Annotated in this window: 8 protein-coding genes; 4 read left to right on the top strand and 4 right to left on the bottom strand. The window is 36.7% G+C overall.

Translation table 11 applies throughout. The features are described from left to right. Nucleotides 1-52: 52 nt before the first annotated feature. The 3 genes from J2Y60_RS19425 (at nucleotide 53) to nspC (ending at nucleotide 2818) form a co-directional block, all read left to right on the top strand. Nucleotides 53-1267 carry a saccharopine dehydrogenase family protein gene (locus J2Y60_RS19425; RefSeq protein ID WP_309922769.1) on the top strand — a complete coding sequence of 405 codons (1215 nt, stop codon included), beginning with the start codon at nucleotides 53-55 and terminating at the stop codon, nucleotides 1265-1267. A 72-nt stretch (nucleotides 1268-1339) separates the two neighbouring features. Then, a complete protein-coding gene (locus tag J2Y60_RS19430; protein WP_309922771.1) occupies nucleotides 1340-1591 on the top strand; it encodes a hypothetical protein in 252 nt (83 codons plus the stop codon). Between the two features lie 90 nt (nucleotides 1592-1681). Continuing rightward, complete coding sequence (gene nspC, locus J2Y60_RS19435; protein ID WP_309922773.1) at nucleotides 1682-2818, top strand: carboxynorspermidine decarboxylase; 1137 nt, start codon at nucleotides 1682-1684, stop codon at nucleotides 2816-2818. A gap of 79 nt (nucleotides 2819-2897) precedes the next feature. On the opposite strand, the gene J2Y60_RS19440 is transcribed toward nspC, so the two are convergent. From J2Y60_RS19440 to J2Y60_RS19455, 4 genes are all read right to left on the bottom strand, one after another. Then, a complete protein-coding gene (locus J2Y60_RS19440; protein WP_309922775.1) occupies nucleotides 2898-4607 on the bottom strand; it encodes a RagB/SusD family nutrient uptake outer membrane protein in 1710 nt (569 codons plus the stop codon). Nucleotides 4608-4695: 88 nt separating this feature from the next. Continuing rightward, on the bottom strand, nucleotides 4696-7797 hold the full coding sequence (locus J2Y60_RS19445) for a TonB-dependent receptor (RefSeq protein WP_309922777.1): 3102 nt from the start codon (nucleotides 7795-7797) through the stop codon (nucleotides 4696-4698). A gap of 47 nt (nucleotides 7798-7844) precedes the next feature. Continuing rightward, the gene (locus tag J2Y60_RS19450; RefSeq protein ID WP_309922779.1) at nucleotides 7845-8075 is read right to left on the bottom strand and encodes a hypothetical protein; all 231 of its coding nucleotides are present in this window, start codon (nucleotides 8073-8075) and stop codon (nucleotides 7845-7847) included. Between the two features lie 204 nt (nucleotides 8076-8279). Beyond that, nucleotides 8280-8861: a sigma-70 family RNA polymerase sigma factor gene (locus J2Y60_RS19455; protein ID WP_309922781.1), complete on the bottom strand. Its 582-nt coding sequence runs from the start codon at nucleotides 8859-8861 to the stop codon at nucleotides 8280-8282. A gap of 305 nt (nucleotides 8862-9166) precedes the next feature. On the opposite strand from J2Y60_RS19455, the gene J2Y60_RS19460 reads away from it, so the two are divergent. Beyond that, nucleotides 9167-12235, top strand: coding sequence for an amidohydrolase family protein (locus J2Y60_RS19460; protein ID WP_309922783.1), 3069 nt, complete (start codon nucleotides 9167-9169; stop codon nucleotides 12233-12235). Nucleotides 12236-12322 lie beyond the last annotated feature (87 nt).

Genomic DNA, 12322 nt, shown 5'->3' on the forward strand with positions numbered 1-12322 from the left:
TAAATATGTAATGTATTTGTGGGCAACATCTAACAGATAACATCAAAAAATAATGGGTAAGAAAGTTTTAATTATTGGTGCAGGAGGCGTAGGAAACGTAGTTGTAAAGAAATGTGCCATGAATCCAGAAGTATTTTCTGAAGTAGTTTTAGCAAGCCGTACAAAACGTAAATGTGATGCCATTGCTGAGGAATGTGCTAAAATAGGGCTACCAACCAAAGTAGAAACTGCGCAAGTAGATGCTGATAATGTACCAGAATTAGTAGCCTTGATTAATCAGGTGAAACCGTTTATGGTTATCAATGTAGCACTTCCGTATCAAGATTTAACAATTATGGATGCTTGTTTGGAAACTGGCGTTCATTATATGGATACTGCTAATTATGAACCAAAAGATGTTGCTAAATTTGAATATTCTTGGCAGTGGGCTTATCAAGAGCGTTTTAAAGAAGCAGGTTTGATGGCGCTTTTAGGTTGTGGTTTTGACCCAGGCGTTACACAGGTTTATACTGCTTATGCAAATAAACACCACTTCGATGAAATGCACTATTTAGACATCATCGACTGTAATGCTGGCGACCATGGAAAAGCTTTTGCAACCAACTTTAACCCTGAAATTAATATTCGTGAGATTACTCAGAAAGGACGTTATTGGGAAAATGGCGAATGGGTAGAAATTGATGCGATGTCAATCCATAAACCTATCGAATATCCGGGAATCGGACCAAAAGAATCGTATGTATTGTACCATGAAGAATTGGAATCGTTGGTTAAAAACTTTCCAACGTTGAAACGTGCAAGATTCTGGATGACCTTCGGGCAACAATACATTACACACTTACAAGTATTGGAAAATGTAGGAATGACTTCTATTACTCCTATCAAATTCCAAGGAATTGATATCGTACCATTAGAATTTTTGAAAGCAGTACTTCCTGAGCCAGGTTCTTTAGGTGAAAATTATACTGGCGAAACATCAATCGGTTGCCAAATTAAAGGGATTAAAGACGGTGTTGAAAAAACATATTATGTTTGGAACAACTGTAAACATCAAGATTGCTGGAGAGAAGTACAAGCGCAAGGCGTAAGTTATACAACAGGTGTACCAGCCATGATTGGTGCGATGATGATGATTACTGGCGAGTGGATGAAACCGGGTGTTTGGAACTGTGAAGAAATGAATCCTGATCCATTCATGGCAATGTTGAATATTCATGGTTTACCTTGGAACGAAGAAATTAACGGCGTTCTTCCGCATGAGTATTAACGAATATGATAGAATTTTAAAGGAGAATTCTTAGGGCATAACCGTTTTGGTAAGTATCTAAAGCAATTGGAAGTGTTAGCTAAACTTCGTAATTTACAAGATGAAACCGTAAAACAGACTGCCATTATGCCCATTGTATATGACTTAGAAACAGACATCCGTTACGTACAAGGTATGACAATGGGTGAAGAAAAAGGAAAAGAAAAAACCCTTGATAATAACATCATCTTATTGCTTCAATCAAATTTATTGACAGCTCAACAAATTGCTGATACTTTAAATGTGCCTTTGAAAAGAGTTGAAAAGCTTAAGAAAAAGTTATAAGCATTTCTTCAAAACAATAAAATTCTTTTTTGCCCGTATTGAAAAGTACGGGCAATTTTGTGAATAAATAAACCATTCATACAACAAAAAATGATTGATTTTTCTCAAATACCTTCTCCATGTTATGTATTGGAAGATAGGTTGTTACGTAAAAATTTAGAACTCCTTCAATACGTTCAACAGCAAGCTGGCATCGAAATCATTTGTGCATTAAAGGGTTTTTCGATGTTCTCTACGTTCCCGATGGTTCGCCAATATTTGGCTGGAGCAACGGCAAGTTCGTTGCATGAAGCACGTTTGGCTTTTGAAGAAATGGGCTCAAAAGCACACGTTTATTCTCCTGCTTACTTAGATAAAGAATTTGACGAGTTGATGTCTTACTCTTCACATATTTCTTTTAATTCATTGGCTCAGTTTGATAAATTTAAAGAAAGAACTATTCAGCATGGCATCAGTTGTGGGCTACGTATTAACCCTCAATATTCTGAGGTAGAGACAGATATGTACAATCCATGTATTGCAGGTTCGCGTTTGGGTATTACCCGCAATCAATTAGGTGATACTTTGCCTGAAGGCATTGAAGGCTTACACTCGCATACTTTGTGCGAGAACGATTCTTATACGCTTGAACGTACTTTAAAGGCTATCGAAGAACGTTTCGGAGATTTATTGAAACAAGCTAAATGGTTGAATTTAGGCGGAGGACATTTAATAACACGTGCTGATTATGAACCTGAGCATTTAATTAGTGTATTAAAAGGTTTGAAAAGTAGGTTCCCGAACCTAAAAATTATCCTAGAACCAGGTTCGGCTGTGGGTTGGAGAACAGGATACTTAACGTCTACTGTATTAGATATCATCGATTCTCAAGGAATTAATGTGGCGATTCTTGATGTAAGCTTTGCCGCACACATGCCTGATACTTTAGAGATGCCTTATAAGCCAAAAATTCTGGGGGCACACCAAGAACCCGTAGCAGGCAAACATACTTATCGTTTCGGGGGAATGACTTGCCTAGCAGGTGATTTTTATGGAGATTATTCTTTCGACGAGCCTTTGAAAATTGGAGATTCCATCGTTTTTGATGACATGATTCATTATACCATGGTAAAAACAACAACCTTCAATGGGGTTAATTTACCTTCTATAGGTATCTGGAGAGAAAATGAAACTTTCGATTTAGTAAAAACCTTTGGTTACGAAAGCTTCAAAGATAGATTGAGTTAATAGTAGTACTCGATTTTATGTAAAAAGCCTGACAAGTTTCCAACTCGTCAGGCTTTTTATTATTATACTATTCTAAAGATTAATACCCAGGGTTTTGTGGGAAAGATGCAGCCCCTCCTTCTGTACGATCAATTTGTGACTGAGGGATTGGTCTTAACAAGTGCATCGGCTTGATGTTTGATGCCGCTTGAGGATTATTTTTTTGAACTCTATCGACCAAATTACCCCAACGTTTTAAATCCATCCAACGAATCTGTTCTCCACATAATTCACGTCCACGTTCATCAACTAAAAAGTCGAAAGTCATCTGAGCAGGCGTTATTTCCATAGCAGCAGTTTTTCCTGGCCAAGCCGCACGACGACGAACCACGTTTACTGCTTCTGTTGCTTCTGCTACTTTACCTTGCATTAATTGAGCTTCTGCTAACATTAAATAAGTATCAGCTAAACGGAAACATAAAAAGTCACGACTACCCGGAGCATAAGTTTTATCCTGACGAAGTGGATCCATAAACTTAACTAGCGTAGGGAATAATGCTTCTGTATAAGCACTTGGTACTAATACTTGATATGGTTTCTTAGCACGTTCAGCAACTGACATTTCGTATCCTGGAATGTAAATGGCTGTATCGCCTGTTTTAAAAGTTACTTTAGCTTTAGAATTATCAAAAGCAGTATTGTATGTTCCTGGGTTATTTGATAACCAAGTATCTCTAAACGTTTTTTTATAACGAGAATCGTTTACACGATCAGCAAAAGCAAAAACATTTTCTGTACAATATTTAGTAGGGCGTAAACGCTTGAAAGGTCTGTCATAAGTAACATCACGAACCATACCTGCCTGAACATCGTATTGCATACCAAAAAACAAGTGTAAGTTGTTACCAAAAGTATTACCGTCTCCGGTGTTATCTAATGGCGGAGGAGCTGTATTTGTCAATGGATCAACAGTATATTGTACTGCAAAAATAACTTCACTATTAATTTCACCAGCGCCTTGAGCAAATACACTTGCAAAATCTGGAAGCAATTTGAACCCATAATTATTAATTACATTGGAAGCATACGTAGCGGCTTTTGAATAATCATCAGCAGCTTTTGATGATGACATCGCTTTTGCTAAATAAACACGAGCTAACAAATGTTCTGAAGCAGCTTTAGTAGCACGCCCATAGTCTGATGATTTAGCTTTATTTTCTAAATCAGGCAGAGAGGCCTCTAAGTCAGCAATAATAGCTTTATACATATCTGCTTCACTCGCTCTAGTTGTTTTTTTAGTTGGTGCTAAAGTTTCTGTTAAACGTAAATCCACTCCGCCCCACTGTTGCAATAAAAGAAAATAATAGTGCGCACGTAAAAACTTCATTTCTGCTACTCTTTGTTTTTTCAAAGCATCAGTTATGCCAGTGGCACTTGGAGCTCTTTCAATAACTGCGTTACAAGTATTGATTCCTCTATATAATTCATCCCAAATATTTTTTAACCAGTCTACCTGAGAATTCAATTGGGCATCATAGAAATGAAAGCCTTTGTAGCCTCCATCTGCACCAGTTGCATACAAATCAGTACCATATTCTGTTACTGTTAGCCCTTGCTGTGTACCATAAAAGCCTCTTAAAGTAGCGTATGCCGAGTTAATGGCTGCGTTAAAACCAGCAGGAGTACTGATATAATCATTACTAATACCTGATATTACATTTTCCTTAAGTACATCTTGGCACGACTGTCCAACCAACATAAATGTTAGCAGACTGAAAAATTTCAATGATTTTATATATGTTCTTTTCATTTTTTTATTTTTTTGTTTTTAACTAACTGCTATGAGCGTCATTGAGTCAACATTAGCCCATAGTTTACAGCTGAATGCTTAAGGCTAATTAAAATTTAACATTCAAACCAAATGTCATTACGCTAGTAGCTGGTGTAACGTTTCTATCAACTTTTCCCGTTTGTGTTTCAGGGTCAACACCATTGTATTTAGAACGATATGATGACCAAATGAACGGTTGTTGAATACTAGTAAAAAGACGTAGAGACTCAAGTCCCATTTTCTGAGCAATTTTTGTTGGCACAGTATAACCAAAGTTGATATTACGTACTTTTACGAATGAACCATCAAAATTAATAATAGCACCATTATTTACAGGGAACTCTTGGTTTGATTTTGGTTGTGGAAACTCATTTGTAGGGTTGTTTGGAGTCCAATAATCAACTTTCATTTGTTCATAACGACCCGCAAGTTGGTTCAAATCTTGGTGGAAACCACTTACAATCATTTGTCCCTGACGTGCATAAATAAAGAAACTTAAATCAAAACCTTTGTAGCTAAAACGGTTTGTAATACCACCACTCCAGTTTGGAATATCTGACCCTAGGATTACTCTATCATCAGCATTGATTTTTCCATCGTTATTAGTATCCTGTACTTTAATTTGTCCAACAGAGCTTCCCATTGCTTTAGCTTGGTCTGCTTCGCTTGTTTGCCAAATACCTAGTTTCTTGTAATCGTAAATTACTGATAATGGTTGACCGATAAACCATTTATTACCAATATCATCTATCGCTCCGTTATACAATGACACAATCTTTTCTGTATTCTTTGTAAATACAAAATCTGTTGTCCATTTAAAACCACCTTTATCTACGTTAACAGTAGTGATGCCTGCTTCAAAACCTCTGTTTTGAGTTTCTCCAACGTTACGAGTTACCGAAGCAAAACCAATAGAACCCGGCAAATAATCTGAAAGTAATAAATCAGTAGTATTTGTTTGATAAAATTCAAATGAACCAGATACTCTACCTCTTAAAAGTGAGAAATCTAAACCTATGTTTTTAGAAGTGGAAGTTTCCCATTTCAAATCAGGGTTACCAATTGTATTCGGACGGTATCCGTAAGCTGGTGTAGCATCCCAAGCATAAGCAGTACGTCCTAATTGTCCTTGAGTTTGATAAGGCTGAACACCTTGGTTACCAGTTGATCCAATACTTGCACGTAGTTTCAATAAATCAATTACGGTTAAGTCTTTCATGAATGGTTCATTACTGATATTCCAACCTAAAGCAACTCCAGGGAAATTACCGTATTTTGTATTTACCCCAAATTTAGTTGAACCATCACGACGGATTGTTGCAGTAATGAGGTATTTATCTTTATAGTCATAGTTAATACGAGCCATAAACGAATTAATAGCCCATTGAATTAAATTACTACCATAGCCTTGAACTGTCCCTGCATTACCAAGATTATAAAACTGTTGTGTTTCAGCTGGCACGCCAGACACTGCTAAGGTATTGTATTCAAAATTTTCTTTCTGAATAGACTGTAAAGCCGTAACAGACAAATTATGTACTTTATTGAATGTTTTGTTATAAGTAACAATGTTCTCTAATACCCAGTTAAACCCAAATTGTGTATTTTCAGAGGCAGTAGCATTTCCTCCTTTGTTATTATTTGTCATTGACCCAATAAAACGACCTGCTCTCGAAATAGTCATATCAGGACCAAAATTAACTCTGTATTTCAATCCATCCAAGATTGTAGCCTCTGCATAAATACTGTTAAAAATACGGTATTTCTTAATTTCATCAACCTGAGCACCCGGTACAATCTCAGCCAATGGGTTTGTCAATAAGGCATCATTGGTTGGCGAGAATTTAATACTTCCGTCTGCATTATAAGGAGTAGCAAGTGGGTTTTGCTGTAAGGTTGCACCATAAGGGTTTAAACTCGCACCATTTCTCACACTGTTTGTCATAAAAGTAGAAATACCAACCTTGATAGCTTTGTTGATTTGGTGGTCTATGTTAGATCTAATTGAATAACGCGTATAATCTAACCCAGGGTTAATCCCTTTGTCTTGAAAGAAACCTGCTGAAATATAAAACTGTGTTTTTTCATTGCCGCCTTGAATACCCAACGTATGGTTTTGTTGAATACCTGTTTGTAGTACTAACGACTGCCAATCAGTATTTCTATTCTGAGCTATACCTTCAGCTACGGCAGGGTCTCCACCCAAAACCGCTACTTTAGAGTCAGCATAAGCATCAGACGTACCCGTAGGAACAGGATTACCATTAATATCTTTATAACCACCCGTAGCACGGTATGCCTCACGTACAAACTCTTGGAATTCAGACCCACTAAAAAGCTTTACTTTATCCAAGGCTTTTGATACACCATAATAGGTATCATAACTAATGGTTGTTTTACCTTTCGTTTTTCCTCTTTTAGTAGTAACAAGAATTACCCCATTGGCACCTCTAGCACCATAGATAGCTGCTGCCGATGCATCTTTAAGTACTTCCATAGAAGCTACATCATTAGGGTTGATGTCTTCATATCCACCTGATGAAAAGTCAAATGGTCTGTTTGACATTAATTCATTTCTATCGCCTGCCATTGGAATTCCGTCTACTACATACAAAGGGTTGTTACCAGCGTTGAATGAACGACGACCACGAATCAAAATATTTGGTACAGAACCTGGTTTACTACCAGATTGCGATACGTCAACCCCAGCTACTCTACCTTGCATGGCTTGACCAAGGTTTGTAATTGGCATTTCTGTAATTTGCTTAGCCGATACCGAAGCAATTGCACCTGTTAATTGACTTTTCTTTTGTGTACCATAACCCACTACAACTACTTCTTGTAATGATTGAACATCTGCTTTAAGTACTACATCAAGTGCTGTACGATTATTAATAGCTATTTCTTGCGTTACAAAGCCTACAGCAGAAAACACTAAAACAGATTTATTACCTACAGCAATTTTGAATGTACCAGCAGCATCACTGGTTGTTCCTTTACTTGTTCCTTTTACAGCAACCGTTACACCTGGAATTCCCTGATTATCTTCAGAGGATGTAATTTTACCCGCGATTGTTCGATCTTGAGCATAACCAGTAAATGTATGAGTTAGGAGCAATAAACAAATTGCCCAACCTACATTACTTTTTAATTTTAGTAGAGATTTCATACTCATGTGTTTTTGATTTTTTTAAAATGTGATTAAAATAAATTTGTTTAATTAATTATTGAAATGGTTAAATTGATTCGATTCCAGATTGATGCTACTTCATCTTTCGATAAGCTTTCATCATGCGTTCGGTTGAGGATTGACTTTGCTAGTTCGATTTCTTGTTGCTTTTGTGGATAACGTTCTAAAAATGCTTGCCAAAATTCTTTACCGACTTCATGATTTTCTGATTGTACCCATTCAATAAAGCAAGTGTCTGATAAAAAATCTTCAGACATAAAATCTTTATACTTTGTAAATCGCTGCTCAAACAATTTTATAAATATTTTAAGTAAAACTTGTATTATGAGCAAAAGCTTGCTTAATCGGTTTTCTACTCGTTTATTACTATTTTTTTTAAAAATTGAACACATCTAATATTTCACAAAAAAAAGAGCCAAAATCGAGTGATTTTGGCTCTTCATACAAAAAGTAGATTTATATCATGCTAAAGCGAGTCTTTCTATGGCAATATGTTCTTTTAAAATTTTTAATGCACCAAAAATAAGGTTGTAAACAGACTGCGGATTAATCCTCATCATACTCGATATTTGGTCGGTATCCATATCATGAAAAAATTTCAAAGAGATAGCTTCACGCTGGCGTTTGGTCAAATACTTGAATGATTCCGCAAGGGTATCACTAAAAGTTTGTTCTTCTTCAAAAGCAACCAAACGGTTTTCATGAGAAGTAATAAAATCTGGATTTTCAAGATAATAAGCTTCTTGATGTTGGAAATGGCGTTGTTGTGTTTCCAAATGGCGTACCAATTTTCTTTTGATAGAAGCCATTAAGTAATAACGAATAGAAGTTGTTTCACCTAAATTTCGATGATTTTTCCACAATTCTACAAATAAGTCGTGCAAGCAATCCTTAATTAATTCACGATCTGCAGTAATACTTGTACTGTAATTGTACAATAGACTAACATAGTTATGATAAATTGAAGAAAAAGCAGCATGGTCTCCTGCTCTAAATTCATTCCATAATGCAACCTCGTCGATTAGTTTTTTTGTAGTTATCATAGATAAAATAAAAGTATCTGTATAATTTTCTCTTAAAGATATATTAAATAAATATCACTTTTCAAGGTTTTTTTTGAATATTTTTCCGTAAACGTTTACGGAAACGTTTACAGCAAAACTTTTATTAAAAAAATTTGAAATCGTTAAATTTTATTGTGCTATACGTTTATCATTATCACTTTTCTAATTCATTAATCGTTGTAAAATATTCTTTAAGCGAAAAACTAAAAGCGAAATAGGATATTTCTAATTTTGAGCCTATTTTTAGAGCTTATTATTTTATCACAAACAAAAATCAACAAAACATGAAAAAACTTTTTATTACCCTCATTAACATATTACTGTTGGGGTCAATAGTTCATGCTCAAACACAATTCTCTCCTCGCAACGGTGTGCAGGACGAAAGGCTAAACCTTTTTGCTTTCACCAATGCAACAATTGTTGTGGACGCTAATACTACTATTGAGGGAGCAACCTTATTAATTCGTGGTTCATTAATTGAAGCTGTTGGCAAGGGAGTCGTTATTCCGAGCGGAACCACCGTGACAGATCTGAAAGGAAAAAGAATTTATCCTTCTTTAGTTGAAGCGTATTCAAATTATGGATTACCAGAAATTAAAAGTGAAGGCGGAAGAGGTTTTAGAGCTGACCCTCAGTTTGAATCTAAGAAAAAAGGTGCTTATAACTGGAATCAAGCAGTTTTACCAGAAGTAGATGCTGCCAGTGTTTTTACAATCAACGCTCCTGCTGCTGACGAACTACGTAAGGCGGGGTTTGGCTCGGCGGTTAGCCATGTGCAGGACGGAATCGTAAGAGGAACGTCGGCATTTGTTACGTTGGGTGACGGTCGTGACCAAGATGCTTTATTGAAAAGTAAAGTTTCTGCTCATTATTCTTTCTCGAAGGGTACTTCTACCCAAGATTATCCCAACTCAATGATGGGTTCGGTAGCACTACTTCGCCAAACATATCTTGATGCAGACTGGTTTAAGAAATCGAAAAACAAAGTTGAGTTTAACATTTCTTTAGATGCTTTCAATGCCAATCAAGGCATTCCACAAGTATTTGAGGTAGGTGATAAATTAGGAATATTGCGTGCTAATAAAATTGCTAAAGAATTTGGTGTTCAGTATATCATTAAAGGAATGGGCGACGAGTACCAACGTCTTGATGAAGTAAAAGCAACAGGTGCTACCTTGATTTTACCATTAAACTACCCAACTACGCCAGATGTTGAAGACCCTTATGATGCTTCGGTGGTTTCGTTAGCAGAAATGAAACACTGGGAGATGGCTCCTGCCAATGCTAGTCTTTTATCAAAAGCAGGTGTAAATTTTATTTTCACTTCGTCTAACTTAAAATCAAAAGCAGATTTTATCACTAACCTCCGCAAAGCCATTGAATATGGACTAGATGAGAAAGTAGCTTTAGCAGCCATTACTTCTACACCTGCGCAATTAATGAAGGTGGACAACTTAGTGGGTTCATTGAAAGCAGGTATGCTGGCCAACTTTTTGATTACTTCTGATAATCTTTTTAAAGATGGTAACGTAATTTATGAAAACTGGGTAAAAGGAAAGCGTTATGTGGTTTCAAATATGAATATCATCGATGTTCGTGCGAACTACGACTTGACAGTTGGCAACAAAGGTGGAATGAAGTTGAATGTAACAGGTAAAATAGAAAAGCCTGATTTTCAGATTGTAGTAACAGATTCAATCAAAGTGACTCCTAAAGTAATTAGAACAGGCGAAAACTTTACGTTGACTTTCAAACTAGACCCTAAAAAAGATAAAGGCGATACTCGTATCAGTACTTACTTTGACGGAAAGAATTTTAAAGGAGATGGATTAGATGCTAACGGACAGGCGATTGCATTTGCCGCTACTTTCAAAGAAGCATTCAAAGAAACTCCTGCTAAAGTTGATACGGCCAAAAAAGTAGTTCCAGTAATCGGAAAATTATCATATCCTTTCACTAGCTACGGTACAGAAGACAAACCAAAAGCGGAAACTATTTTAGTGAAAAACGCAACCGTTTGGACAAACGAAAAAGAGGGTATTATCACTAATACTGACGTTTTGTTACAAAATGGTAAGATTGCGAGAGTAGGCAAAAACCTTTCGGAAAGTGGTGCAAAAGTAATTGATGGTACGGGTAAACATTTAACCAACGGGATTTTTGACGAACACTCGCACATTGCATTATTATCGGTAAACGAAGGAACGCAATCCGTTACTGCGGAAGTAAGAATGGAAGATGTTATCAATTCAGAAGATATTAACATTTATCGTCAATTAGCGGGTGGAGTTACTTCTTCTCAGTTACTACACGGTTCTGCTAACTCAATCGGTGGACAATCAGCAATCATCAAATTGAAGTGGGGCGAAGCACCAGATGCGTTGAAGATTCCAAATGCTGATGGTTTTATCAAGTTCGCTTTAGGTGAAAACGTAAAACAAGCCAACTGGGGCGACCGTGCTAGAATCCGTTTCCCTCAAACCCGTATGGGCGTTGAGCAAATCATGATGGATGCATTCTTAAGAGCAAAAGAATATGAAAAAGCAACAAAAGCGGCGGCGGCTAACCCTAGCCTTGGGCCCGTTAAACGTGATTTAGAATTAGATGCTTTAGTAGAGATTTTGAACAAGAAAAGATTTATCACTTGTCACTCGTATGTACAATCTGAAATCAATATGTTGATGAAAGTAGCCGATTCATTAGGCTTTAAAGTAAATACTTTCACCCACATTTTGGAAGGTTATAAAGTGGCTGATAAAATGAAAGAACATGGTGCGAATGCTTCTACGTTCTCTGACTGGTGGGCTTATAAAATGGAAGTAAAAGAAGCGATACCATTTAATGCAGCGTTGATGACTAAAGTTGGGGTGAATACTTCAATCAATTCTGATGATGCAGAAATGGCTCGTCGTTTAAACCAAGAAGCTGCCAAAACAGTAATGTATGGCGGTATGACAGAAGAGCAAGCTTGGAAAATGGTTACGTTGAACCCTGCGAAGATGTTGCATTTGGATAACCGTTTGGGAAGTATCAAAGTTGGGAAAGATGCTGACGTAGTATTATGGAACAACAATCCACTTTCGGTATATGCCAAACCAGAAAAAGTAATCATCGACGGTGCTACGTATTTCGACCTTGAAAAAGACAAAGAATTGCGTTTGAAAATTGCTGCTGAACGCAATCGTATTACACAGAAGATGTTGAACGCCAAAGCGGGGGGTGCTCCTACCGTGAAACCAGAAGTGAGAAGACCAAGATTATTCGTTTGTAATTCTGAAGGCGATTTAACAGAAGAAACTGGTGCATTTAAAGAAACAGGCGTTTCGCAAGCTGAAGGTCATGACCATGATTAATAGTTGTGATTGAGTGAGTGGTGAATGAGTGATTAAAATTGTTTTTAACATTTACTCATAAACTTTAAACTCATGAACTTATAGACG

The organism is Arcicella sp. BE140 (genome assembly GCF_031456255.1).
GTDB lineage: Bacteria > Bacteroidota > Bacteroidia > Cytophagales > Spirosomataceae > Arcicella > Arcicella aquatica.

Bases quoted from the DNA above. Each gene is read 5' to 3' on its own strand.
- J2Y60_RS19425 (WP_309922769.1), top strand. From the start codon at position 53: ATGGGTAAGAAAGTTTTAATTATTGGTGCAGGAGGCGTAGGAAACGTA.
- nspC (WP_309922773.1), top strand. From the start codon at position 1,682: ATGATTGATTTTTCTCAAATACCTTCTCCATGTTATGTATTGGAAGAT.
- J2Y60_RS19440 (WP_309922775.1), bottom strand. From the start codon at position 4,607: ATGAAAAGAACATATATAAAATCATTGAAATTTTTCAGTCTGCTAACA.
- J2Y60_RS19445 (WP_309922777.1), bottom strand. From the start codon at position 7,797: ATGAAATCTCTACTAAAATTAAAAAGTAATGTAGGTTGGGCAATTTGT.
- J2Y60_RS19450 (WP_309922779.1), bottom strand. From the start codon at position 8,075: ATGTCTGAAGATTTTTTATCAGACACTTGCTTTATTGAATGGGTACAA.
- J2Y60_RS19455 (WP_309922781.1), bottom strand. From the start codon at position 8,861: ATGATAACTACAAAAAAACTAATCGACGAGGTTGCATTATGGAATGAA.
- J2Y60_RS19460 (WP_309922783.1), top strand. From the start codon at position 9,167: ATGAAAAAACTTTTTATTACCCTCATTAACATATTACTGTTGGGGTCA.